Raw genomic sequence first — 24,404 nt, 5'->3', positions numbered from 1 at the left:
ACATAATTCAATGTCGAAATGGCTGATGTTGCAGCTCTTGTGGTCTTAGCGTGATATACCGAAGTCATCGTCCCACCGGCGATGTCCCAATCAGGACGAGCAGCAAGCAATGGTCCGCGTCTGCCGCGAACAGGTCCGTCTCGAACCGGCCGCCATCTTGCGACGCGACCGCTTTACTTAATCTCATTGTCGCGCCCTAATTCTCCAGCTGCAGTTTGACGCCATTCAGCGTAACCTTCACCAAATCTCCTGGACGCAGTTGCGTGTTTTCGCTCGCAGCAATTTCATCTGTCACGCCGTCATCCGTGCGAAGTATCTTGTATTCGTAGAGGACATCGCTCGTCGAGCCCGCGATGGCCCCGGCTGCTGGTGCATTCGTCAGCGCTTCCAGCATAAGGCCGGCATACATTTTCAGCTTCAGTTCATTTTCTGTCAGTGCAGCATTGCTCCGCTGGAGTTCCGCGATCACCTCGGTCTTGTGATTATTGTCGAGATCGATGAGATCGGAGGCTATTTTGCTGATTTCCTGCTTGGCGCGTACAGTTGCCGTGTCGATATCCAGCAGTTTGCTTTCCGTGTCAGAAGCGGTTAATTCCAGCCCCAGTACACGCGAGCTGACGAGCAAACCTTGTTCAGCCAATTTTCCAGCACGTTCAAGTTCTGTATTGATCAATTCCATCTCGCGTGCCTGCGAGTCCTTTTTTTTAGCAAGTGACGCGACCTCGTTTTGATAGAGAACCTTCGCTTCTTCCAAGGAACTGCGGTGAAGGGAAAGGCTTTCCTTGCGCGACTGCATGAGCACCTTTTCCTGGGCTATCAAATCTTGCAACTCTGGCTGTGAACCGGCTTCCTTGTCTATCCTCGAATCGAATGCTGCGTCTTCGTTTGCAAGTTCAGTCTCTAGCCGGGCAACCTGAACGAGCAGTCGTTGGCGCTCAGCAGCCAGCACATCATGACCGCCTTTCGCGTTCAGAAAATCCCTTTCAAAACGTTGATCACCTCTGGTTGACTGGCGCATTCCGCCGGCCAAGCTGATCGCCTTCAGCACAGTCATTTCAGGGTCAAAGGGGTACCGCCCAGGAGACTGTACCGTGCCGGCTACGAAAATTGGTCTAAATTCCAGCACTTCCACTGAGGTTGCTGGAGCCTCAATCAGACCAAGCTTGTTTTTGATATTCGTCGATATCGTCGTCGCCACGGATTGCGTGGTCCGGCCCTGGGCTTGCACCTCCCCGGCGAAGGGAAGCGAAATCGTACCGGACATACCGACAGTAAATTCACCGTTCAAAGCGGGCCATTCTCGAAACGTCGTCGCGCCCGATGGCCAATCAACGACGCGGATTACAAGCTTGTCCAATGGGCCAAGCTTGTAATCGGCCGCCGCCGCATGCCCCGCAATAACCAGCGTCATGACCCCGAGAAAAAGTGCCAGATATCCATAGGACCTCTGCCAAAGATCGACACCCGAGACGCCTCTAATTGGCAACTTGGCTCTTTGCTCACTCATGAGGCACTCCAATAGATTGTTCCATCGATGAAAGTTCAACATCAGTCCGTGATCATCCATTTCGTCTGGGATATGTATTTGTAGGCGTCGGTTGCACTACGGTTTGGTTGCCGTTGAATAGAGTTCATTGGAGTTGCGTCGCGCGACAGCTGGGATCATGCCCAGAAGCCGTTGGCGGACTGAATAGTAGACGGTCTCGAGCGCGAGCACTTGTGCTCTGAGAGATAATGCCGGGCGCTCTATGAAATTCCACGAAAACCAGGCGACGGCAAGCGCGCTTAGAAGGCCGACAGCAGCCGTTAACCAAGCATTTTGCAGGTCGGGAAAGAGCGCGACGAATGCCTGCTGAAGGGTCCAGTGATAGAGGTATAGTCCATAGGACAAATCTGTCAGCCGACTAAACCAGCTTCTTTTGAAGTCGATCAGGCCTATATAGATCGTCACATATACAACCGCTGGGATCGCCAGGTATTCGCCGTTCCAGCTGGCATCCAGCAGGAAAACGGACAGGACGCTGGAGGCAACAAGCAGCGCAGGATGAGCGGGAATACGGTCGCGAAACTGGTAGGCAGAGACGCCACCGAGGAAGTAGAACATCAACATCCAGCCGGATATGTTCGACACTCCCGCTGCCGCATCAGGTTTCACCAATCGGAATGCCCAATAGGCGCAAACCAAGGCTACGAGGGCGATCGGCCCGACCCAGCGCTTTTCTTTCAATCCAATGACGGTAAGGCACGATAACAGAAGATAGCAATAGAGTTCGTAGGGCACTGTCCACAACTGGGCATTTACGATGCCGGGATCGGGCACATTCAGGAAAACGCCTGGAAGCCAGTAACTGATATGGCCAGTGACATTTCCAACATATCGGACAAATTGCGGGTCGGTGAAATAGCTTGCAAGCGGCAACTCGGTGAAGAAGGGCCCGAGAACGAAGGCGGACAGAAGCACCTCAGCAATGAGCGCGGGGTAGATGCGAATAGCTCGTAGTCCTAGAAAGCTGACCAGTGTTCGGCAGCGCTCCATACTACCGGCGACGAGGAAGCCGCTGAGCACAAAGAACATCGGGAGCAGGACACGCAAAAATGCCCGCAATTCTGTCTGCCATAGGGAGAGATCGAGATCTTCGCCATAGGTTATGCGGATGGAGTGATACAACGTTATCAGAATGGCAAGACCGATGCGCATATAGTCAAAGCCGGATGGTCTACCGCCCGCCCTGTCCAGCATGCCGGCGAACGTAGATTGAACATGGGTCATGATGCAGGCTCCCTCATTGGGTGACATGTTGATATGCACAAGGCTCTAAGCTCCCTTGGGCCGTAGCGACAAAATGAGATGTTCCAGCTTGCGTAAGCCGCTCTCTGGTATGGCGAGCGATGCAAAGGCCGCGAGGGCCCTCAGATCGGTTAAAAACATCTGCGGGCGCAGCTTGAAGGCATGGGCGAGCATGGCGCAGGCTCGGTCGTTTTTGCCTGCGATGACAGCCTTACGAGCCGCAATCCTGTAATGTTCGGCCCGCGCACGATTGATCACGTGTCGGGGCACTGCGGGCATTGAAGCGCTTATGATATCCAGCGCCATATCGGCCTGACTTACGAACCGATCGACATCGAAGGAAAGGCTCGATTTTCGCAGTCTGTAAAAGGTGAGCGGCTCCGGGAGACCGACAGCTATACTGTTGGTTAGCCACAGGATGCGGCACCACATTTCATAGTCTTCACAACTGCGCAGCTCCTCGCGGAAATTACCTGCCGCCTCAAAGCATGAGCGGCGCACCACCGGGGTCGAGCCATTGCCGACGTGATTACGTGAGATCATCTCATGCAACGATGGATGGAGTGTATCGGGCCGCAACAGCCTATGAGTCGAGCTGCCATCCTCTTCTATGAATTCGGAGGCCGAATAGCTAAAGCCAATACCATGGTCACTGTCCATCAACGCGATATGCGCAGCTGCCTTGTCGCAGCGCCACAGGTCGTCACCATCCAGAAAACCGATATAGCGGCCACGTGCCTCGCGAATGCCAGTGTTTCGCGCGGCAGAAAGACCGCAATTCATCTGACGTATAATTTTCAGCCGAATGTCGTTACGCTGAGCAGCAAGTTCTGCGAGCAATGCCGGCGTCGCGTCTGTCGAACCGTCATCGACAACAATTACTTCGATATCCCGGAAAGTTTGATCGAGTGCAGATTCAACGGCAGGAACGATGAATTCCGCGACATTGTAGGCTGGTATGACGATGCTAAGGCAAGGAATACTAGGAACCATGATACCTCCTGGGCATTGAAGAGCTTGTGAATGCTATGTCCTTGTCTGGCCTATGGTCGTGTGGCTCGAGCGCGCCGCCGATGAATGCGAAAATGTAAGAGCATGGTAGAGTAATACTGAAGAGAGATTCGTACTTGCAAAAGAACAGCAGGGTCAGCGACAGCAGAAGCAAGACTATTGCCTCGTCTCTTCGCTCACCTTTTTCACTGTTCAGTCGAATAAAGCTGGCGATGACAGTGATGCTGATTGCCACCACAAATGCGCCGAAAGCCATTATGCCGCCTGTGTAAAGCAGGCCATAGACAGTTGAGTGGCTTCCTATCGGTAATATTTCCTTCGGGTGCACTGAAGGGCCGATCCAGCCGTAGCCGAAGATCGGTGATTGCAAAAAGCCCTCGAAACTTTTCTCGTAGATTAAGTGGCGGGCAAGACTGGATCCGGCGCGCACTCCATCGACCCGATCCTGTATCGAGAGCAGAAAGTTGATCCAGTCGACGTCTGCTACACTTATGAAAAAAAGAGCAACAAGAGCGAGCGTTATAAAAAGAAGCCTTAATGGAAGAGATACCTTGAGCCAGATCCAGCCGAGTGCACACAACAGCATCGCACCGAGCGCGAGCCGACTCCAACTGAAAACGACACCCACTATACCGCCAGCCATACCCATTAGCCGGAGACGCCAATCCTTCTCCAAGAGGCTGATCATGGTGATCCCAATGCCGCCCAAACCCAATGCAGTCGTGTAGGGATAGAACAGAACAAGCCGTGTTTTTAATTCGCCGAGCGTCTCTTCGGAGATGTAGATCGCTGCGGACCCATACAGCAGCGCAGCCGGACTGTGCGGGGCGATCAACATAGGTATGGTGTAACCGGAATAAAGATGTGGCAATCCCAACGCCACGCCCAGCGCACCGATCAGAGCCAGCGGGATGATGATTGCCCCCAGCAAGGCGACAGAGCGTATGATCAACCGGCTGGATAGACCGTGCGCGGCGCCCGCCCAAATCGCTAGGCCACCCATTATCCAGCCGAAAACGCCAAAGCCGAATAGCTGTGCGACGCCTGTGACAGGCTCCTCACGCCAGACCCCAGCAAGAACAGAGGCCGTGAACTGGAACAGCCCAATTGAAATCCAGCTTATGGCGACAAGGCGCGCCAGAAAGCCGACCGGCGCACGAGCATATGCCAGAGTAACAATGACTGCTGCCTGCACGAGCGTCAGCAATCCCGCCGCCCAAAACAAGACTGTGGACGTCAACATGAGCGCATAGAGGCTTTGGTCAGCAACGAGTTCAGGCAAGCCAAATTTCAGTCTCGGGTTTTGAACCGTCATAGAGCTTCCCCTGCTCCGAGCGCGACGGACCCAGGCTGCTTGTTATGGAGAGTCAGTGCGTATTCGACGACCGCCAGCGAGATGAAAAAGCACGCCAGGGCAACAATGTGCCCGAGCAGTCCACCAGAAACCGTCGCAACGCCAACGACTACAAATCCCACGATGGCTCTCGCCGCCGTCAGCCAATTGGCATAGCTGACGGCACCTCTCGCCTTTAGGTGTGTTTCAATACAAACGACAACATAGCGTGCAGGCACAGATGACATTAAAATTGCAGCGAAGAACCAGAGATCGCCAACCTTGAACACGTAAATACCCATCGGAACCGCAACAGCAGTGACCACAATGGCAAGCAGTGCACCCAGCCGCAGCATCGATCTGATGAGCCCTCTGAAATAGGCGTCGTCTCCCGTGACGATCTTGGGGTAAACGGACTGCAGATTTGCCCAGCCGGGTGTATCGCTGGCCGTCAATAACTGACGACAAATGCCGAGTACACCGAGATCGCTTCGTCCGAGGATATGGGCGCTGAGAAGAAGGATCATCGTATCGCTTGCCACCAGAACAGCGTCGGAGAACAGATAGCGCAAGCCGCTACGCAAGTGGCCGAAAGCCTGTCCAAACGCGCTGAAATCATGGGGTAGAAGCATATAGGGTATCGCTATACCGAGCATTCTGAAGGCAAGCACCACAAGGCAAAAATTACTGAAATCGTTGGAAAAGGCACCTGCTACGAGGCCCAGGCTATTGAGGGCCGGCGCAATGATGCTCTGCGCCTCCTTCCCTTGAAGCACCTGAAGTGCGTTCATCACATTGCATTGCGCGAAATACGGTGCCGATAAAGCGATCGCCGAGAGCTGAAGCTGTTCTGCCGGGTTGTGACCGAAGACCATGCCGAACATGAGCGCGATGATCACAATGACGGGCAATGAGGCTGCTGCAGAGACGAGCCCGATCGTATTTCGCACGCCGTTGTTCACATTGATCTGGGCAAGCCTGAAATGCAGCCCGAATGTGCCAAACAGGGCAAACAACGTAATTGGAATCGTTGCAAGTGTCAGTGTGCCGACAGCGTCGAGGCCGTAGCGGTACGCAACGATGGCAGTCAAAATAAAACCGTTGGCATTCTGCAGAAGCCGAGCGAACAGGATCAGCAAAGCCGGGAGCCCGCCGTTGAAGAAGCGTTCAAAAATCGCCTGAATAGCATTGGAGGTCTTCATGCTCAAAAGCGATCCCCATAAAGTTCGCCCACCACAATCGGTATTTTGCCAACGACGCGGTGGTACGAATTGCTGTAGGATTCGGCGATTTTGGACCATGTCGGCCACGCGGACTGCTGTGCTGCTGGCTGAACGCGCCTTTCAACAGCCAACTGCAGCGCATTGTGGAGGCCATTCACGTCTCGCGGTGCAAAACGGATTGCACCACCTCCAACGACGCGAACATTCTCTGGAATATCGCTGACCACAAGGGGCAGGCCATACGCCATGGCTTCCAGAAGCGCCATGGACATGCCCTCAAGATAAGATGGCAGCACAAACGCAGCGGCATTGCTGTAGAGTTCTTGCAGTTCGGCACCGCTACGATGACCGACAAACATAACATTGTTGCCAGCAATTTGCCTCAGATACGCGTCATAGTCGGACTGGATGCCCTTGCCGGCGATGACCAGTGCCGTTCCATCTTCAAGTCGGGCATGGGCCTCAATCAGGTCGTGACAGCCCTTTTCTGGAGTCAGGCGACTTGCAAAAAACACGTAGCGTCGGTTCTCAAGTCCAAGGCTGTCGAGAAACGGGCCACGAGGAACAGGTTTCACTGACGGCAATCCGTTCGGAATGAAGACTGTCCGCAAATTGTAACGTTCGAGAAAATATCTCCGAAGCTCTTCGGAGACGACTGTTACCTCATCGGCATAGCGAGCAATCATGTTCTCGGCCATAGACAGGCACGACCTTGCAACCGGCCCCCACTTGTCGCGCTTTTGGTCCAGGCCGTGGACAGTGACAATTGTCGGTTGTGCAAAAAGGCGCGTTACGGCGGACAGCATTCCCGGTCCGATGGCATGCAGGTGGATCACGTCGTATCGGCCCATTGCCCGGGCTAGCGCAATGGAACTGCGAGAAATCGTTTCAGTATGTTTGCCGCCAATGCTGGGAACCCTGACTACATTAAGGCCGGGCAGATCGATAGAAGCCGGACAGTCAGAAGCAAAAACGTCCACCGTGTGACCCAGCGCAACAAGTTCGGGCGAGACGGCATCGAGCACCCGCTCGATGCCGCCGTATGATGTACCAATCCCTCTTGATCCGATCATTGCGATTTTCATGACTGCCCCCTTTGGTGATCGTTAAAGTCAAGCCACGTTGCCCGGCCGAAAACTCTTATTATCGTGGGCGGTGCCGCTTTCCGGTTGCCACAGGAAGGTCATCTTCACCTGCCGCACACACACCAGCCAGCCCAGGATCAGGATCGCTACCGCCGTGAAGAATGCGAGGAGGAACCCTGTCGCTGCGATAACCATTCGGTGGCTCGTGGGTCTGCTTGGCACCTCAGGCTTGTCCATCAGCTTCACATTCGATTGCCGGGCCTGGGCAACGGCTTCCGTTGACTTTCGTTCGCCGAGCGTTTGGAGAATCTGTTCGTATTGACGCTCTTTCACATCCTGGCGGAGTTTGAGGTCATCAAGTTCCCCCTCTTGGCTGTTGAGCGCCCTTAGATCTTGGCGAAGAACGGCCATATGCGTCTTCAGTCCGGCGGTTCGGGCACGGGCAGAACTGAGCGCCTGCTCTAACCTGTTCAACTCCTGCTGCAGGTTATCCGCATTTTCACCGCGCCTTACGATCACTTCTGCGCCGTTCGTTCTGCGTACAGAATCGGCTGGAAGTAAATTGAGCTGTTCGGACACCGTAGCGCGACGGGCTTCCGTTTCCGTCGCTCCCACTTCAGTCACCTGAAGATCGCGCTCAAGATCTGAGATTTGACGAAGGAGCAGTTCGCGTTGCAAGGGAAAGTCTGAGATGCCCGACCTGGTTCGGAAACTTGAAAGCGCCGTCCGCACCTTTTGCAGTTCGGCCCCCTCGGCCTCGGCCTGTTGTGCCAGAAGGACCGCTTGTCTGTCTGAGAATAGAAAGGAACGGCGTACGAAGTAGGAGTCGATTAACTTTGCAACGAACTCTGCCGCCAGATCGCGATCGGAGTTTTCGTAGGAAATGGTAATCACGTTTCCGCTGCGCCCGGAGTCAACATGCAGAGACTGCCAAACCGCGCGGCGGGCCGAAGCCGATTGTTGTCTTTCCCGATTACCGTCCGCGCTATACCCTGAAATGGCGTTGAAAACACTTGCGAACGCTGACCTTAAGAGGCCCGGACCATTGCTTAGCTGAGGGTAAAGCCGCTCAACGCCTATCGAGTTAATGGCCTCGTCAATAACAATTCCGCTCGTCAGGATGGCAACCTCAGCCGACATGTAAGCGTCGCGGTCCATCGAGGACTGAAATGAATTGTTGTTCGTACCGACTACGCTGCGAGAGGCGTAATCATCGGACAGAAAAACGAGCAGATTTGCATTTGTTCGGTATCGAGAGGGCGTCTTTCCGACGACCACAAGCGTCATGCTAACAATAGCCAGTGACGCCAATATCGCCAAAAGCCAATATCTCTTGGGAATCAAAAACAGAGACCAGCCAGAACTTCCCTTTGTCCGCACTCTTCGAATGACGGTTGCGTCAACGTGGTTCATCCGCGGGACCCCCATGTAATTGATACGCCTAAAAAAGAAAAACGGATGTGGACCGTAATCTATTCAGGGTCGACTGCGACTTGATATATCAAATATAATTGAAAATCCGCCGATGACGGAAGCAAAAATAAATCGATATAACTAATCACAACCATTTAGATTGTTATTTTTTGAAATTGCAACAGTAATTTTGTGAATTTATTTTGAAAAATGAAGTAAAAAAATAAAATTTTATGCAATAGGTGTGTAGTCGATTAATTTTTAATCATTAATGAGATTTATATAGGCGTGAATCATAATTTATAGGCACGTATTTCATTTTTTAACTGTTGTGAAATATCGAATTTTTATGCAGTTACGACAATGTTATTCGGTTCCGTCCTCGGTATTGTTGGCGAATAGAAAATAATATGAAATAACGCTGTAGTGACCATTCTGATCTGGTCGCCGAGACGCTCAAACGTCTTGGCACGAGGGCAAGACGCAATAATCGTTCTAGAAACCTTTACTGTTGGTCAGTTCCGACCACACGGTCAAAGCCAGAATTTTCAAGTCGAACGTAAAAGAGAAGTTCTCAATGTAATAGAGGTCCGAATAAAGCCGAGCTCTTGCCTTGAACGCTTTGTCCGTCGGCCCTCTAAGCCCTCTCATCTGAGCGAGACCTGTGAGGCCCGGGCGAACGACATGGCGCTTATGGTATTGAGGCACAAGTTCCTCGTAGAGCATGCCCGCGGCTAGCATATTGATGGCATGGCAGCGCGGGCCGACCAACGACATATCACCACAAACTACGTTGAAGAGTTGCGGTAGCTCGTCAAGATTGGTCTTTCGCAGAAACGCCCCGACCCGCGTTATTCTCGGGTCACCGACGACGGTCTGTTGGACACCAGTTGCATCGCATTTGTCAAAGTGCATTGACCGAAATTTGTACACCCTGATCTTTGTGCAATCTTTTCCCCACCGGATCTGCGAAAATAACGGGTTTCCTTTACTTTCAATCCGTATTGCAATTGCTATGAGGATCAGCAACGGCGCCAGAACCAAAATACCAAAACCTGCGCCAAGAACATCGAGCATGCGCTTCAAGATCAGGTCGACTTGTTTTGTTGGCTTTATACCCGCGATTTCAGCACATGCACTCTGCTTCGATCCCAGATCTGCAAGCGCTTCTGCGTCGCGGTCAAATATACCCGTGTTACGAACCGCTCTCTCGGCATATATCATGTCGATTTCCCCTGCATACCCACCCGCACATTATAAAAAGCGATGAATTCGTCGACAGGTTTCAACGAACGTTAAAGAAATATTAACTTTGTTGAAAAAATCTATAAGTCAATTGGTGCGATGCAGCAACTGTCTTTTTCTGTAATATTATATTATGATTAATTTAGGTTGGGCTGTGGAGAATATGGCATCGAAAGCGTCAGTAGAGGAGAGTCTCCTCATTCGGCGATGCACGCGGAAATTTGAGAAATGCTGGAGTTTTAGCGTGTTGAATATGCAATCAAAATAGACACCAAATGGATATCAAGGGAATAATTGCTGATTGGCCTCTGCATAGGTTTGGAAGTCCGCTCTATAGAATGCACCAGAGACGCTATATTGATATTGGGCCAGTATTCCGGGAGAAAGTCAGATTTTCTTGCTGAACGAAATTGCAAAATTGTCAACATATTGTTTTGTAAGGGTGATTTTTTTGTGGACACACTGAGTGTGGTGCGCTGATCGGTTTACCCAGGGTTGGTAAGCCGGTAACTTCCCCAGATACGGAAATTTCGGGGATTCTCCCACACGATGTCCAGCCGGTTGAGATATCTGATAGCCGCCATTCTGATCTCACTCACTTTGTGGGCTATTCTGATAATCGGCGTGCTTTGGGCTGTGAATTGGCTGGGATGAATATGCCTATACACAGTAAGGCAACGTTGGTTCACCGCGGACTGTAATTTTGCAGCGCTGATGATGACAACTGGCTGTGCGCGTCAACGGGATCATCGGTGGAAATCGGTCGACTATGTCCGATTGCGCCTGGGACGTCCTCGTTGCCGTATCCCCACGAAGCCTCGAATTTCTTCAAGTCAGGGCCGGTGGGGTTTGCATCCAGGCTACTGTCTCAAGCCGATGTCGTGGAAATCACCGGCGGTTCGTTTATCGATCAATGACCACCGCCCTTTCAACGGCGAATGGTGGAACGCATCCGTGAATGCCGTTAATCTCGACAAAACGCCAGACTCGTCGCTAGAATGGTGTCGGGCAGTTGGGAGGCTTGCCCAAGGGAGAGTAGCCTCACGCTACAGTTTTTGAGCTGCTTGTGCATCGCACCAGCGGAGCCTCCGTTTTGAAGGGTTGTAGTGACCGCAATGACGGATTTTGCCGGTTGGTTTACGTATAGTCCGATCCTCGTCCTGCTCTCGGTGGTGGTGGCGATCCAGGCAGGCTATGTTGGCATCAATCTGGCACTTCTCATACCTACAGCCTTTGCCAATCGGCGTCGTCTTCTCATCGCGGGCTCAGCCTTGACGCTTGCGGTCGGTATCTGGAGCATGCACTTCATCGGCATGTTGGCGGTTAGAACGTCAATCACCATCAATTATGCCGTCCTTCCGACACTGCTTTCATTCCTGATTTGCGGTCTTGTCACCGGTGTTGCCGTCTATCTGGCCAGCCTGCGCTCGCATCTCCTTCTGGTGGCTGCTGCCGTTTTGATGGGCCTCGGCATCACAACGATGCATTACGTCGGCATGATCGCTGTACATTCGGTCATGCACCTGACCCACGATCCGGCCTATGCGATCGCCAGCATAGCCATTGCAATCGCTGCGTCCGGCCTCACCCTCTGGCTTGCCTTTTCTGCTGATCGCCGGCCGCCACTGTTTCTCTGTGCACTCGTGTTCGGCTGCGCCGTTTCCGGCATGCACTACACGGCGATGGTGGGAACGACGCTGCATATGGCAACAGCGCAGGCTGCGACTGCAAAGTCCCTGATCTCCAGCGACATACTGGCCACCATCGTCAGTGTCGTCGCCTGTTCGATCTCGGCAGTTTTCATGCTGGCGCTGGTTCCGGCCGGGGCAAAAGATGCATCGAGCGACAGCGTTCAAACGCCGTCAGAGACGACATCAGCCCCGGAAGGTCTGGCCGAAGCCGATCTGCTGCTTCCGATGGAGAAGAACGGCAAGCGTTTCCACATTGCCTCGGATGAAATTGCATCGGTTCATTCCAACGCCCACTACACCTATATATTCAACGGTCGTGACGATCTTTTTTGCCCCTTGTCCATTACAGATATTGCTGCCCGCCTGCCCGAGGCGATGTTCCCGCGCACGCATCGCAGCTATATCGTCAATTTGTCATTCGTAGCCCGCATCAAGAAATCCGGTGACGCGGGCGTCGCCGAGCTGGATACGCCCGTGAGGCGAACAGTGCCTGTCAGTCGATCGAGACTCGCAGCTCTGCGTGATGAACTCGCCGCTTTCAAGGCATCTGCAAAGGGTGCAGCGACCCTGGAAGGGTAGGTCAGTTATTCTGACGCAGTTCGTGCAAACAGCCACGCATTTCGTGCAGAATTGTGCGTTTGGTGCTCTTGTTCTTGTCTCAGCACGATGATCGACGCCTGCTCATGGAGAGCGCAGAGACGAGGTCTTTTGGAGTGGGGCCTTGCCGAGCGTGAAAATGCTTTGGGAGGAGCTCACGATGATACCAGGGTCATTCGATTACCATCGGCCAACGACGGTCGAGGGTGCTGTGGCATTGCTTCAGAAACTCGGTGAGGACGCACTGCCCCTTGCTGGTGGCCATAGCCTGATACCTATGATGAAGACACGGTTGGCAGCGCCGGATCATCTGGTAGATCTCGGTGCAGTCGAGGGGCTGCGCCAGATCGATCATGTGGGTAATGAGGTCATCATCGGAGCGATGGTGACCCAACATGCCGTCATCCATTCCTCGCAGCTGGCCGATCTGGTTCCTCTCATGCGTGAGACCGCTCTGGTCATCGCCGACCCTCAGATCCGATACAAGGGCACAATTGGCGGCAATTGCGCAAATGGTGATCCGGGCAACGATATGCCGGCTCTGATGCAGTGTCTGAACGCCCGTTACACTTTGACGGGCCTGAGCGGCACACGAGAGGTCGCGGCGCGCGACTTCTATTTCGGTGCCTATGACACTGCGCTTGAGCCCGGCGAAATATTGGTATCGGTTTCCATTCCCGTTCCGCCCCTCGGGCATGGTTATGGCTATGAAAAGCTCAAGCGAAAAGTGGGAGACTATGCGACAGCGGCGGCGGCCGTGGTGATCACGATTGAAGGGGGCACCTGCACCAGCGCTTCCATCGGCCTCACCAATGTTTCGGAAACGCCGCTATGGGCGCAAGAGGCTGCGCAAATTCTGCTTGGCACCACGCTTGACGAGGCAACTGTCGCAAAGGCGGTTGCTGCAGCCGAAGCGATTACCAATCCAGCCTCCGATATGCGCGGACCTTCGGAATACCGCACCAAGATGGCCGGCATCATGCTGCGCCGGGCACTCGAGAGGGCAAAGACCCGCGCCAAGGGTTGAGGGGAACATCATGACGAAATCGCATATCAAGGTCACTATCAATGGCAAGGATATCGAGGCTCTCGTCGAGCCGCGGACATTGCTCATCCACTTCCTGCGCGAGCAGCAAAATCTGACAGGTGCCCATATCGGCTGCGATACCGGCCATTGCGGTGCCTGCACTGTCGACATGGACGACACGTCGGTCAAAAGCTGCATGACCTTTGCCGTCCAGGCAGATGGCTCGGCCATTACCACAATCGAGGGCGTCGCGAATGCCGATGGAACGCTGAGCGCGCTGCAAGAAGGTTTCCGCATGATGCACGGCCTGCAATGCGGTTATTGCACGCCGGGAATGATCTTGCGCGCGCATCGCCTGCTTGAGGAAAACTCTGACCCCACCGAAGACGAAATTCGCAACGGTATCGCCGGCAATCTTTGTCGTTGCACCGGCTACGTCAACATCGTCAGGGCCATCCAGTATGCGGCGACCAAGATCAACGGAACACCGTTTCAGGAGGCTGCAGAATGAACGAGCAAGTCAAGATCGATCAGGATCGCGCCGAACGGACCGAAAAACTGCAGGGCATGGGATGCAAGCGCAAGCGCGTTGAAGATATCCGTTTCACTCAGGGCAAGGGCAATTATGTCGATGATCTGAAGCTACCGGGCATGGTGTTCGGTGATTTTGTCCGTTCGCCTCACGCTCATGCCCGCATCATCAGTATCGATACCTCACGCGCCAAAGCGCTGCCCGGTGTGATCGCGGTTCTAACCGCTGCCGATCTAAAGCCGCTTGGCCTGCATTATATGCCAACCCTTGCGGGCGACGTACAGGCAGTCCTGGCGGAAGAAAAAGTGCTGTTTCAGAACCAGGAGGTGGCCTTCGTCATCGCGGAGGACCGGTATATCGCGTCGGATGCAACAGAACTCGTCGATGTCGTCTATGAGGCGCTGCCGTGTATTGTCGATCCATTCAAATCCATGCTTCCGGATGCGCCCATCCTGCGCGAAGACATCAAGGACAAGATGGTCGGCGCGCATGGGCCACGTAAACACCCGAACCATATCTTTGAGTGGCAAATAGGCGACAAGCAGGCGACCGACGACGTTTTTGCCAATGCCGATGTGACCATCAAGGAAATGCTGGTCGATCACCGCACGCATCCGTCGCCGCTGGAGACCTGCCAGTCTGTCGCCTCGTTTGACAAGGTCAAGGGCGAACTGACGCTTTGGGGCACATTCCAGGCACCGCATGTCATCCGCACAGTCGTCTCGCTGATCTCGGGTCTACCTGAACACAAGATCCATGTTGTAGCGCCGGATATCGGCGGCGGATTTGGCAACAAGGTCGGCGCCTATGCCGGCTATGTCTGCTCGGTGGTCGGCTCGATCGTGCTCGGTGTGCCGGTCAAATGGGTCGAGGACAGGATGGAAAACCTCTCCACCACTTCCTTTGCCCGCGACTACCACATGACCACCGAACTGGCCGCCACCAAAGAAGGCAAGATCCTCGGCATGCGCGTGCATGTGCTGGCAGATCATGGCGCATTCGACGCCTGCGCCGACCCGTCCAAGTGGCCGGCCGGCTTCATGAACATCTGCACGGGCTCCTATGACATCCCGGTGGCGCATCTGGCGGTCGACGGTGTCTATACCAACAAGGCGTCAGGCGGTGTCGCCTATCGCTGTTCGTTCCGGGTGACCGAGGCGGTGTTTGCCATTGAGCGAGCCGTCGAAGTGCTCGCCCACAAGCTCGGCATGGATGCAGCCGAACTCCGCATGAAAAACTTCATCAAGGCCGAGCAGTTTCCCTATCACTCGGCGCTCGGCTGGGAATACGACAGCGGCGATTATCATACAGCCATGCAGAAGGCGATGGACACCATCGGCTACAAGCAGTTGCGTGAGGAACAGGCAAAAAAGCGCGAAGCCTTCAAGCGCGGAGAAACCCGCGAACTCATGGGCATCGGCATTTCCTTCTTCACAGAAATTGTCGGTGCCGGGCCGGCCAAGAACTGCGATATCCTCGGTATCGCGATGTTCGATTCCGCTGAGATCCGCATCCATCCGACCGGCTCGATCATCGCCCGAATGGGCACCAAGAGCCAGGGGCAGGGGCATGAGACCACCTATGCCCAAATCATCGCCACGGAACTTGGCATTCCAGCAGATGACATCATGATTGAGGAGGGCAATACGGATACTGCGCCGTATGGTCTTGGTACCTATGGCTCGCGCTCGACCCCGGTCGCCGGCGCTGCAACCGCAGTGGCTGCGCGCAAGATCAAGGCCAAGGCACAGATGATCGCTGCCCATATGCTGGAAGTGCATGAGGATGATCTGGAATGGGATATCGATCGCTTCAAGGTCAAGGGTTTGCCGGAAAAGTTTAAGACCATGAAGGAAATTGCCTGGTCGGCCTATAATTCCCCGCCGCCAAACATGGAGCCGGGTCTGGAGGCAGTAAACTATTACGAGCCGCCTAATATGACTTATCCATTCGGGGCCTATTTCTGCGTTATGGATATCGACGTTGATACGGGTGTCGCCAAGACGCGCCGCTTCTACGCGCTCGATGACTGCGGTACGCGCATCAATCCCATGATCATTGAGGGTCAGGTGCATGGCGGGCTGACAGAGGCGTTTGCCTGCGCAATGGGTCAGGAGATCCGTTATGATGAGACGGGTAATGTCATGGGTGCTTCGTTCATGGACTTCTTCCTGCCAACGGCGGTGGAGACGCCCAAATGGGAAACCGACTTTACCGTAACGCCGTCCCCACATCACCCGATTGGGGCCAAAGGTGTCGGTGAAAGCCCACATGTGGGCGGCGTGCCGTGCTTCTCCAATGCCGTCAACGATGCCTATGCCTTTCTCGACGCCGGTCACATCCAGATGCCGCATGATGCCTGGCGCCTCTGGAAGGTGGGTGAGCGGCTGGGGTTGCACGGCTAGGACGGCGAAGAAAATGGCGGTCACACTTCCACAGGACCAGATTGCCACCGATATGGCTGCGGTCGGGTATATTCCCGACCGTGATCTGGCAACCGCCTTGTGGCTCATGAACAGCCTCAGTCGTCCCTTGCTGCTTGAGGGCGAGGCGGGCGTTGGCAAAACCGAGGTCGCGCGGGCTCTGGCTGTGGTCCACGATACCAAGTTGATCCGGTTGCAATGCTATGAGGGGCTGGATCAGAGCTCGGCGCTTTATGAGTGGAATTATCAGCGGCAATTGCTGGCCATCAAGGCACGCGAGGGGCTCAACGCCAACGAGGTCGAAGACGAGATATTCTCGGAAAAATATCTGCTCGAGCGGCCGCTGCTGGCGGCAATCCGCCAGCCGAAATCGCCGGTCCTGTTGATCGACGAGGTCGACCGCGCCGATGAAGAATTCGAAGCCTTTTTGCTGGAGCTGTTGTCTGATTTCCAGGTCTCTATTCCGGAACTTGGAACAATCACAGCGCGGACTATTCCGCTGGTGATCCTGACGTCAAACGGCACGCGAGAGCTCTCTGATGCGCTACGTCGCCGCTGTCTCTATCACTATGTCGATTTTCCCGATGTCGATCGTGAGGCCCGGATCATCCTGTCACGTCTGCCCCGGATCGATGCGGCGCTGGCCCTTCAGATTGCCACCATGGTCAACGAGATCAGGAAAGAAGATCTTAGAAAGGCTCCGGGGGTTGCCGAGACGCTGGATTGGGCAGCAACGCTTGCCGGTCTGGACATCCGCCATCTGAAAGACGAGCCGGAAGCCATCTTTGAAACCATGATGTGCCTGATCAAGACCGCAGAGGACAAGGCACGGATGACCCGTCAGGTGTCGGATCGACTTTTGGGCAAGGTGGCATGAGATGAGCGTGGTGCGAAAGTCAGATGCTGATCTGGGCGAAATGATGCGGGAAAAGCTATCGGGCTTCGTTTCGGCGCTGCGCGACAACGGTTTTGTCATTGGCCTGGCCGAGACGTGTGATGCCCTCGGTGTTATGAGCGGCGTCAGCGTGGCACGTCCTTCACAGTTTCGCCCGGCACTTCGTGCATTGTTCTGCAGCCGGCATTCGGATTGGCAGAAGTTTGACGAGATCTTCGACGCTTGGTGGTTGGTACGTGGCATGAAGTCCGCCACCCGGATATCAGGCGCGCCGCAAAAGGCACCCATTGGTCTGCAGGCGGTCGCAGCCGGAAACCGAGGACTGGGGGACAACCAGAATGCCGACCATGTCGAGCGCAGCGAAGGAGGCGGACAGACAGACACCGGGCAGTCAAAACGAGAGGGGGCCTCGCGCACCGAACTCTTGACCGGAACCGATTTTAGGCATTTGACCGACCCAAACGATCTGGCGGCCGCGCACGAGTTGGCTGCGAGGCTGGCGCACGAGATGCGGGCACGCCTGACGCGGCGCCTGAGGGTGCGTCGCAAGGGCCAGCGGCTCGATCTCAGACGCACCATTCACAAGAGTATCGCCCATGGCGGCACGCCGATGGAACTCGTCCGTCGAAAGCGAAAGGACAAGCCGCTGAAGCTTGTCGTCCTGCTGGATGCATCAGGCTCGATGAGCCTATATTCGGCGGTGTTCCTGCGTTTCATGCATGGGGTGCTGGACGCATTTTCGCAAGCCGAGGCCTATATTTTTCATACAAGGCTGATTCATATCTCGCCCGCATTGCGTGAGCGTGACCCGCAGCGATCAGTGGAGCGGATGTCGCTGATGGCGCAGGGAACCGGAGGTGGCACGCGGATCGGTGAGAGCCTGGCGACGTTCAACAGGTGGCATGCCAAACGCTGCATCCATTCGCGTACTTGCGTGATGATCGTCTCCGACGGTTATGACACAGGCTCTGGTGAGGTTCTCGCTGCCGAAATGCAGGCCCTTCGGAGACGATGCCGGCGGATCGCCTGGTTGAATCCCATGATCGGCTGGCAGGACTATGCGCCGGAAGCGGCAGGCATGAAGGCCGCGCTTCCTTTCGTGGACCTCTTCGCGCCGGCTCACAATCTTGAAAGCCTGAATGCACTTGAACCCTATCTGGCGAGGATTTGATCATGCCCGAACCGGACGATATTCTCGATCTGGCCGCGCAAACCAGAGCTCGTGGCGAGCCTTTTGCGATCGCAACGGTGGTACGCACTGTTTCTGTGACGGCAGCCAAGGCCGGAGCCAAGGCAGTCTTGCTTGCCGATGGCACCATATCGGCTGGCTGGATTGGTGGCGGTTGCGCGCGCGGCGCCGTGCTCAAGGCGGCTGCTGAGGCCATTCGCGATGGTCAGCCACGCCTTGTCAGCATCCAGCCGGAAAACTTGCTGGAGATGCAGCAGGTGCATTCGGGTGAATTGCGCGACGGCGTTTCCTATGCCCGCAACATGTGCCCTAGCCAGGGAACGATGGATGTGTTTGTGGAACCGGTTCTGCCGCGCCCACATCTGACTGTGCTCGGCGCCTCGCCCGTGGCGGCAGCCCTTGCCGATATTGCCCACCGGATGGGCTTTTTCGTCACCGTATGTGCTCCGGCCTCCGACCACTCTGCCTTTTCGGTCGCCGATCGCTTGGTTGATGGCTTCGAACCGCCGAAAGACGGCGCGCGGCATTGCTTCGTTGTCATCGCTACACAGGGGCGAGGGGATGGCACGGCTTTGAAGGCCGTCCTCGGTATGGAGACCCGCTACACCGGCTTTGTTGGCTCACGCAAGAAATTCGCAGCCATGCGACGCGATCTCGAAGCCGAGGGCCTCGACGTCAGGTCGATGGATGGGATGCGATCACCAGCAGGACTCGATCTCGGTTCCATCACGCCCGATGAAATTGCCTTTTCGATTGTCGCAGAGATGATTGAAATCCGGCGGCGCGGACAAAGAAATACGTAAAGGGAGAACAGCCATGGATATGAACGGGTCACAACGCATAGAAGCGTCGCGAGAGACCGTTTTTGCAGCACTGAATGATGTCGACGTCCTGCGTCAATGCATACCGGGCTGCGAAACCATCGAGAAGACATCCGACACGGAGATGGTTGCCAAGGTGACCCTGCGCATCGGCCCGGTTAAGGCGAGCTTTTCCGGCACTGTCACCTTGTCCGATCTGGATCCTCCGAACGGGTACACGATCTCGGGCGAGGGTTCGGGTGGCATGGCCGGCTTTGCCAAGGGTGGAGCGGACGTTACGCTTGAGGCGGACGGCGAAGCCACCCTCCTGCATTATAAGGTCAAAGCCGAAATTGGCGGAAAGCTTGCGCAGATGGGAAGCCGGTTGATCGATAGTACGGCAAAAAAGCTGGCCGGTGACTTCTTTACCAAGTTCAGCAACATCGTCGGACCACAAGCGCCTGTTGATGCGCCGCCGGAAGAAGCAAAGGAAAAGGGCTGGATCGGCCGCATCCTTGGGACCGGCGCCGCAGCCTTTCTCATCGTCGCCGTTACACCAAATCTGTGCTGCATCACTGGCGGGCATTCCGCCATGGCAAACGATATGATGATACTCTCGATCTGCACATTGACCCCGGTGCTCTGACGGGGAGCCATAAAGCCTCCAAGGCAACCAAACCTATGATGACCGCGATTGCGGCCTGGTTCCCAGGGATATCCTTGTATGCGCCGATCTCGAGACGTCCGTTTTAACCGAAGTCGATGTCCCCGCCATCTCTTCGAGCAGCCGTATATGACTCGAAGTTACATCTACCGTTCTGTTTGGCAGTCCGCAGGCTTGCATAGGGTGGTTCTGGTAGATGCAAATCACGAATGCATGCTGATGAGATGGCCTGTGCTCTCGCTCTCATTGCTGAAGACGATCCGCGGTTGATACGATTCCGACAAAATCTCGGGCCAGGCATCGGTGATGGCCAACGACGAGAGCGTTATAAAAAATCGCAAAAAAATCAACCGCTTACTGGAAGAAGTGGCGGACAGGGTGGGATTCGAACCCACGGTACGCTTTCACGCACACACGCGTTCCAGGCGTGCGCCTTAAACCACTCGGCCACCTGTCCTTACACAGTTCGCGCGGGCCATATTGCGGCGCCGCGACTGGTTCGGCGCGATATATACCGAGGATTCGAATTGGATCAACCGGAATCTGACGGATTTATGAAGTCTCTTCGATAACGCCGTTCGAATCCCGTTGCGAGACGGTTATATTGGGGCTATCTAATGGAGAGTGCGGCATGAGATATCACGACAGGAGTATGTCGATGATCAGATTTGTATTTCGTATGTTCAGTCTCCTGGCGCTTGTTATCGCCGTTGTGGCCGCAACGATGGATTCCATCGAGTCGGTTTCGTCCTCGGATGTGGCGCTCACATCCCTCGCCTCCATCTGGGCGCAATTCAATGATGGCAATTTTTTAGCCTTCAAGGAAGCAGCCAGTGTCGGCCTGCCACTTTGGCTCTGGGATGCAATCCGAATGTGGGTTTTGCCTCAGCCTGCCTTCATTGCATTCTTGATCGTTTCGCTTCTGTGCTGGATGATCGGTTATAAGAAGCCCAATCCTGCCGGGCGCTTCGCAGCATAACGAAGATGTATCAACAGGGTCTCTGCGGGAGGGCAAAGTGTTCCTGATTGACATGTTCAACAAAAAGACCGTCATGCCTACGGCAGAAACGGCCCTTCCCGGACGCAATCTGCCCATACCCACAGCCGAAACACATTTCGTGACAGGCAGGCCGCTTCATGGCCCTGATCCGGATGGAATGGCATCGATATCCCTCGGCATGGGCCACTTCTGGGCAGCCGAACGTCTCCTTTGGCAGAGGCAAGGCGTGTGGGTCACTGTGGCTGGATATCAGGGCGGTTTCACGCCCAACCCGACTGCACAGGAAACGGTGACCGGGCTTACCGGCCATGCCGAAGTGGTAAAAGTCGTCTATGACGCGCAGCTGCTTCCATTGCCAAATCTGCTCAAGATCTTCTTTGAGGGGCATGATCCGACCCAGGGCATGCGTCAGGGCAATGATATCGGCAGCGCCTATCGCTCCGCAGTTTTTGTGGCCAGCGCGCAGGATCGAGACACTGCCGAACGGATGCGAGACGTATATCAGCAGGCGCTCTATCGCGCAGGTCGTACCTCGAAGATCACCACAGAAATTGCTGAAGCACCGATGTTCTACCCCGCCGAAGAGTACCACCAACAGTATCTGGCGAGGAATCCCGCGGCCAATTCAGCGTTGCGCGGCACCGGTGTTGATTGCCCTGTTTTGTGAGGTTGCGATTTACCAGCGTAGCCTTTTCCCACAGCGCTTCGGGAACGCTTGGGCCTGTCAATCGGGACATTTTCGCAAATATTTACCGCATGAAAAAAATCTGGTGAATTTTTGATCGAGCCATGCAAGGATACCGCCATACAGGCTGCCGAGGGGCGTGTCTGGGGACCGTAAGCACGTTCAAAAGCGTGAGGGAGGACCCGAATAAATAATAAGATCAATAGCAACAACAGGGCTGCAAAATGAAGAAAACCCTTTTGAGTATTTTTGCGTTGGCCGCGATGTCGACAACAGCGCTCGCTGCTGACATCAAGCCAGCGCTTGTCTATGGCACGGGCGGAAAGTTCGACAAGTCCTTCAATGAGGCAGCTTATAACGGCGCCGAAAAGTTCAAGGCCGAAACCGGTATCGACTACCGCGATTTCGAGCCGACTGACGATACCCAGGGTGAACAAGCAATCCGCAACTTTGCCTCGCGGGGATACAGCCCCGTGATTGCAATTTCCTTTGCCTGGGCATCAGCTCTGCAGAAAGTTGCTCCGGAATTTCCGGACACCAAGTTCGTCCTCGTTGACGATGTTGTCGACCTGCCAAACGTCAAGTCGATCGTCTACAAGGAACAGGAAGGGTCCTATCTTGTCGGTCTCCTGGCCGGTCTGAAGTCTGAAACCGGCAAGGTCGGCTTTGTCGGCGGCATGGACATTCCGCTGATCCACAAGTTCGAGTGCGGCTATGAAGAAGGCGCACGCGCTGCCAATGCCGATATCGAAGTGTTCCAGAACATGGTTGGCACCACCGGTGCTGCATGGAATGACCCGGTTCGCGCCGGCGAACTCACCAAGAACCAGATCGATCAGGGTGCCGATGTGGTCTATGCGGCAGCTGGCGCTTCGGGCCTTGGTGTGCTGCAGACCGCTGCCGACAACAAGAAGTTCTCCATCGGCGTTGACTCCAACCAGAACTATGTTCAGCCAGGCTCCGTTTTGACCTCGATGGTCAAGCGTGTCGATCTCGCGATCTACAACTCCTTCATGGAAGCCAAGGATGACAAGCTTGAAGGCGGTATGACGTCTCTCGGGGTCAAGGAAGGCGGCGTTGATTTCGCTCTGGACGAACATAACGAAGCACTGATTACGCCTGAAATGAAGGCTGCGGTCGAAAAGGCCAAGGCAGACATCATCTCCGGTGCTGTCACCGTACACGATTACATGACGGACAATTCCTGCCCGAAGTGATTTGACAGGGGCGCAAACCGGGTCAGTTCGGTTTGCGCCCTTTCCATGTCTACAATCCGGAGTGAAGCTGTGAGCCAGGCACCAGCGATCCAACTCATCGACATCGACAAGAAGTTCGGTGCCGTTCACGCAAACAAGAATATCAATCTGACGGTCGCCAAGGGCTCAATCCACGGCATCATCGGCGAGAATGGTGCGGGAAAATCGACACTGATGTCGATTATCTATGGCTTCTACAACGCTGATTCCGGATCGATAGAGATCGACGGAAAACCGGTTAATATCCGCGACAGCCAGTCGGCTATTGATGCCGGTATTGGCATGGTGCACCAGCATTTCATGCTGGTCGAGAACTTTACCGTTCTTGAAAATCTGATGCTGGGCGCGGAGGGGGGAGCTCTTTTGCGTCAAGGCGTTGATCGTGCCCGGGCGGAACTGAAGCGCTTGGCCGATGAATATGAACTCGAAGTCGATCCAGACGCTACGATCGAGGAATTGCCGGTCGGATTGCAGCAACGCGTCGAGATCCTGAAGGCGCTCTATCGTGGCTGTGACATCCTGATTCTCGACGAGCCGACCGGTGTGCTGACCCCGGCTGAGGCCGACCACTTGTTCCGCATTCTCGAAGTGCTGCGCAAAGAGGGCAAGACGATCGTTCTGATCACCCACAAGCTGCGAGAAATCATGGCGATCACCGATACGGTCTCCGTCATGCGCCGCGGCGAAATGGTCGCCACCAGGAAGACGGCTGACACAACCGTGGAAGAACTTGCCGAACTGATGGTCGGACGGCGCGTGCTTCTGCAGGTGGATAAGGGCGAAGCCAAGCCAGGCGATGTCATGTTATCGGTGAGGAACCTGACCGTGAAGGATGGTCGGGGTGTCACCATGGTTGACAATGTATCCTTCGATGTGCGTTGCGGCGAGATTGTCGGTATCGCGGGCGTCGCCGGCAATGGACAGAGCGAGTTGCTGCAGGCGATCACCGGTATCCGCAAGCCGGTATCGGGCGAAATTCTGATCAATGGCGAGCCGGTAACCGGTTTCGATCCGGCCAGACTTCGCCAACTGGGTCTCGCACATATTCCCGAAGACCGGCACCATATGGGGCTTGTTCTGCCCTTCGAGGAGGCCGAGAATGCCATTTTGGGTTATCATCGGGACGAGCGATACGGGCGTGGCCCGATGCTTGACCCCGATGCGGTGCGCAAAGCCGCAGAAGCCGAGATCGAGAAATATGATATCCGTCCGCCTAATGCGCGATTGAAGTCGGCCAATTTTTCCGGCGGCAATCAGCAGAAAATCGTAGTTGCACGTGAAATCGAACGCGATCCGAGCCTTTTGATTGTTGGTCAGCCGACCCGCGGCGTGGACATCGGCGCCATTGAGTTCATCCATCGTCGCCTGATCGAGACGCGAGATGCCGCCAAGGCCATCCTGCTGGTCTCAGTGGAACTCGACGAGATCCGCTCGCTTTCCGACCGTGTTCTGGTGATGTTTGCTGGCAAGGTGGTGGGCGAAACCGGTCCGGAGACCGGTGAGCAGACCCTTGGCCTGATGATGGCCGGTATCGCGGCGTGAGGTTT

The 24,404-nt window shown here is 55.0% G+C and carries 20 protein-coding genes and 1 tRNA gene; 12 read left to right on the top strand and 9 right to left on the bottom strand.

Annotated elements, in window-relative coordinates; translation table 11 throughout:
• Window positions 1-196: 196 nt before the first annotated feature.
• The 8 genes from ACQQ2Q_RS07080 to ACQQ2Q_RS07045 form a co-directional block, all read right to left on the bottom strand.
• Entirely contained in the window at window positions 197-1,507 is a 1,311-nt protein-coding gene (locus tag ACQQ2Q_RS07080) for a polysaccharide biosynthesis/export family protein (protein ID WP_428186300.1), read from the bottom strand.
• A gap of 96 nt (window positions 1,508-1,603) precedes the next feature.
• On the bottom strand, window positions 1,604-2,770 hold the full coding sequence (locus ACQQ2Q_RS07075) for an acyltransferase family protein (protein ID WP_428186299.1): 1,167 nt from the start codon (window positions 2,768-2,770) through the stop codon (window positions 1,604-1,606).
• Between the two features lie 45 nt (window positions 2,771-2,815).
• The gene (locus tag ACQQ2Q_RS07070; protein ID WP_428186298.1) at window positions 2,816-3,781 is read right to left on the bottom strand and encodes a glycosyltransferase family 2 protein; all 966 of its coding nucleotides are present in this window, start codon (window positions 3,779-3,781) and stop codon (window positions 2,816-2,818) included.
• On the bottom strand, window positions 3,771-5,114 hold the full coding sequence (locus ACQQ2Q_RS07065; protein ID WP_428186297.1) for an O-antigen ligase family protein: 1,344 nt from the start codon (window positions 5,112-5,114) through the stop codon (window positions 3,771-3,773). Before ACQQ2Q_RS07065 ends, ACQQ2Q_RS07070 begins: the two co-directional genes overlap by 11 nt.
• Complete coding sequence (locus ACQQ2Q_RS07060) at window positions 5,111-6,442, bottom strand: lipopolysaccharide biosynthesis protein (protein WP_428186296.1); 1,332 nt, start codon at window positions 6,440-6,442, stop codon at window positions 5,111-5,113. The genes ACQQ2Q_RS07065 and ACQQ2Q_RS07060 overlap by 4 nt, the downstream gene beginning before the upstream one ends.
• Window positions 6,337-7,428 (bottom strand): glycosyltransferase family 4 protein, encoded by a 1,092-nt coding sequence (locus ACQQ2Q_RS07055; protein ID WP_428186509.1) that lies wholly within the window; start codon window positions 7,426-7,428, stop codon window positions 6,337-6,339. The genes ACQQ2Q_RS07060 and ACQQ2Q_RS07055 overlap by 106 nt, the downstream gene beginning before the upstream one ends.
• A gap of 39 nt (window positions 7,429-7,467) precedes the next feature.
• On the bottom strand, window positions 7,468-8,853 hold the full coding sequence (locus ACQQ2Q_RS07050) for a GumC family protein (protein ID WP_428186295.1): 1,386 nt from the start codon (window positions 8,851-8,853) through the stop codon (window positions 7,468-7,470).
• A gap of 495 nt (window positions 8,854-9,348) precedes the next feature.
• Window positions 9,349-10,077, bottom strand: coding sequence for a sugar transferase (locus tag ACQQ2Q_RS07045; protein WP_428186294.1), 729 nt, complete (start codon window positions 10,075-10,077; stop codon window positions 9,349-9,351).
• A 1,136-nt stretch (window positions 10,078-11,213) separates the two neighbouring features.
• Between ACQQ2Q_RS07045 and ACQQ2Q_RS07040 the strand changes: the two genes are divergently transcribed.
• From ACQQ2Q_RS07040 to ACQQ2Q_RS07005, 8 genes are all read left to right on the top strand, one after another.
• Window positions 11,214-12,368, top strand: coding sequence for an MHYT domain-containing protein (locus ACQQ2Q_RS07040; RefSeq protein WP_428186508.1), 1,155 nt, complete (start codon window positions 11,214-11,216; stop codon window positions 12,366-12,368).
• A gap of 178 nt (window positions 12,369-12,546) precedes the next feature.
• A complete protein-coding gene (locus tag ACQQ2Q_RS07035) occupies window positions 12,547-13,413 on the top strand; it encodes an FAD binding domain-containing protein (RefSeq protein WP_428186293.1) in 867 nt (288 codons plus the stop codon).
• Window positions 13,414-13,423: 10 nt separating this feature from the next.
• Window positions 13,424-13,924, top strand: coding sequence for a (2Fe-2S)-binding protein (locus ACQQ2Q_RS07030; RefSeq protein WP_428186292.1), 501 nt, complete (start codon window positions 13,424-13,426; stop codon window positions 13,922-13,924).
• Complete coding sequence (locus tag ACQQ2Q_RS07025) at window positions 13,921-16,350, top strand: aerobic carbon-monoxide dehydrogenase large subunit (protein ID WP_428186291.1); 2,430 nt, start codon at window positions 13,921-13,923, stop codon at window positions 16,348-16,350. The genes ACQQ2Q_RS07030 and ACQQ2Q_RS07025 overlap by 4 nt, the downstream gene beginning before the upstream one ends.
• Window positions 16,351-16,363: 13 nt before the next feature.
• The gene (locus ACQQ2Q_RS07020) at window positions 16,364-17,245 is read left to right on the top strand and encodes an AAA family ATPase (protein ID WP_428186290.1); all 882 of its coding nucleotides are present in this window, start codon (window positions 16,364-16,366) and stop codon (window positions 17,243-17,245) included.
• Between the two features lies 1 nt (window position 17,246).
• Window positions 17,247-18,434 carry a vWA domain-containing protein gene (locus ACQQ2Q_RS07015; protein WP_428186289.1) on the top strand — a complete coding sequence of 396 codons (1,188 nt, stop codon included), beginning with the start codon at window positions 17,247-17,249 and terminating at the stop codon, window positions 18,432-18,434.
• 2 nt (window positions 18,435-18,436) lie between these two features.
• Window positions 18,437-19,255, top strand: coding sequence for an XdhC family protein (locus ACQQ2Q_RS07010; protein ID WP_428186288.1), 819 nt, complete (start codon window positions 18,437-18,439; stop codon window positions 19,253-19,255).
• A gap of 13 nt (window positions 19,256-19,268) precedes the next feature.
• Window positions 19,269-19,898 carry an SRPBCC family protein gene (locus ACQQ2Q_RS07005; protein ID WP_428186287.1) on the top strand — a complete coding sequence of 210 codons (630 nt, stop codon included), beginning with the start codon at window positions 19,269-19,271 and terminating at the stop codon, window positions 19,896-19,898.
• Between the two features lie 385 nt (window positions 19,899-20,283).
• Here ACQQ2Q_RS07005 and ACQQ2Q_RS07000 read toward each other — a convergent pair.
• Window positions 20,284-20,373: transfer RNA gene (locus ACQQ2Q_RS07000), tRNA-Ser, on the bottom strand.
• Window positions 20,374-20,574: 201 nt separating this feature from the next.
• On the opposite strand from ACQQ2Q_RS07000, the gene ACQQ2Q_RS06995 reads away from it, so the two are divergent.
• The 4 genes from ACQQ2Q_RS06995 (at window position 20,575) to ACQQ2Q_RS06980 (ending at window position 24,399) form a co-directional block, all read left to right on the top strand.
• Entirely contained in the window at window positions 20,575-20,895 is a 321-nt protein-coding gene (locus ACQQ2Q_RS06995; protein ID WP_428186286.1) for a hypothetical protein, read from the top strand.
• A 37-nt stretch (window positions 20,896-20,932) separates the two neighbouring features.
• The gene (gene msrA, locus ACQQ2Q_RS06990; RefSeq protein WP_428186285.1) at window positions 20,933-21,583 is read left to right on the top strand and encodes a peptide-methionine (S)-S-oxide reductase MsrA; all 651 of its coding nucleotides are present in this window, start codon (window positions 20,933-20,935) and stop codon (window positions 21,581-21,583) included.
• 242 nt (window positions 21,584-21,825) lie between these two features.
• Window positions 21,826-22,818, top strand: a complete 993-nt coding sequence (locus ACQQ2Q_RS06985) for a BMP family lipoprotein (protein ID WP_428186284.1) — start codon at window positions 21,826-21,828, stop codon at window positions 22,816-22,818.
• Between the two features lie 69 nt (window positions 22,819-22,887).
• Entirely contained in the window at window positions 22,888-24,399 is a 1,512-nt protein-coding gene (locus ACQQ2Q_RS06980) for an ABC transporter ATP-binding protein (protein ID WP_428186283.1), read from the top strand.
• Window positions 24,400-24,404: the final 5 nt, after the last annotated feature.

The organism is Agrobacterium sp. ES01, assembly GCF_050320885.1.
Lineage (GTDB): Bacteria > Pseudomonadota > Alphaproteobacteria > Rhizobiales > Rhizobiaceae > Allorhizobium.
Note: the sequence above shows the minus strand (reverse complement) of the source record. Positions and strands in the feature narration are given on the sequence as shown.

Excerpts from the sequence above, each read along its gene's own strand:
- ACQQ2Q_RS07035 (WP_428186293.1), top strand. The coding sequence starts at position 12,547 with ATGATACCAGGGTCATTCGATTACCATCGGCCAACGACGGTCGAGGGT.
- ACQQ2Q_RS07055 (WP_428186509.1), bottom strand. The coding sequence starts at position 7,428 with ATGATCGGATCAAGAGGGATTGGTACATCATACGGCGGCATCGAGCGG.
- ACQQ2Q_RS07010 (WP_428186288.1), top strand. The coding sequence starts at position 18,437 with ATGCCCGAACCGGACGATATTCTCGATCTGGCCGCGCAAACCAGAGCT.
- ACQQ2Q_RS07020 (WP_428186290.1), top strand. The coding sequence starts at position 16,364 with ATGGCGGTCACACTTCCACAGGACCAGATTGCCACCGATATGGCTGCG.
- ACQQ2Q_RS06985 (WP_428186284.1), top strand. The coding sequence starts at position 21,826 with ATGAAGAAAACCCTTTTGAGTATTTTTGCGTTGGCCGCGATGTCGACA.
- ACQQ2Q_RS07075 (WP_428186299.1), bottom strand. The coding sequence starts at position 2,770 with ATGACCCATGTTCAATCTACGTTCGCCGGCATGCTGGACAGGGCGGGC.
- ACQQ2Q_RS07040 (WP_428186508.1), top strand. The coding sequence starts at position 11,214 with ATGACGGATTTTGCCGGTTGGTTTACGTATAGTCCGATCCTCGTCCTG.
- ACQQ2Q_RS07015 (WP_428186289.1), top strand. The coding sequence starts at position 17,247 with ATGAGCGTGGTGCGAAAGTCAGATGCTGATCTGGGCGAAATGATGCGG.
- ACQQ2Q_RS07005 (WP_428186287.1), top strand. The coding sequence starts at position 19,269 with ATGGATATGAACGGGTCACAACGCATAGAAGCGTCGCGAGAGACCGTT.
- ACQQ2Q_RS07080 (WP_428186300.1), bottom strand. The coding sequence starts at position 1,507 with ATGAGTGAGCAAAGAGCCAAGTTGCCAATTAGAGGCGTCTCGGGTGTC.
- ACQQ2Q_RS07050 (WP_428186295.1), bottom strand. The coding sequence starts at position 8,853 with ATGAACCACGTTGACGCAACCGTCATTCGAAGAGTGCGGACAAAGGGA.
- ACQQ2Q_RS06995 (WP_428186286.1), top strand. The coding sequence starts at position 20,575 with ATGATCAGATTTGTATTTCGTATGTTCAGTCTCCTGGCGCTTGTTATC.
- ACQQ2Q_RS07070 (WP_428186298.1), bottom strand. The coding sequence starts at position 3,781 with ATGGTTCCTAGTATTCCTTGCCTTAGCATCGTCATACCAGCCTACAAT.
- ACQQ2Q_RS07045 (WP_428186294.1), bottom strand. The coding sequence starts at position 10,077 with ATGATATATGCCGAGAGAGCGGTTCGTAACACGGGTATATTTGACCGC.
- ACQQ2Q_RS07065 (WP_428186297.1), bottom strand. The coding sequence starts at position 5,114 with ATGACGGTTCAAAACCCGAGACTGAAATTTGGCTTGCCTGAACTCGTT.
- ACQQ2Q_RS07030 (WP_428186292.1), top strand. The coding sequence starts at position 13,424 with ATGACGAAATCGCATATCAAGGTCACTATCAATGGCAAGGATATCGAG.
- ACQQ2Q_RS07025 (WP_428186291.1), top strand. The coding sequence starts at position 13,921 with ATGAACGAGCAAGTCAAGATCGATCAGGATCGCGCCGAACGGACCGAA.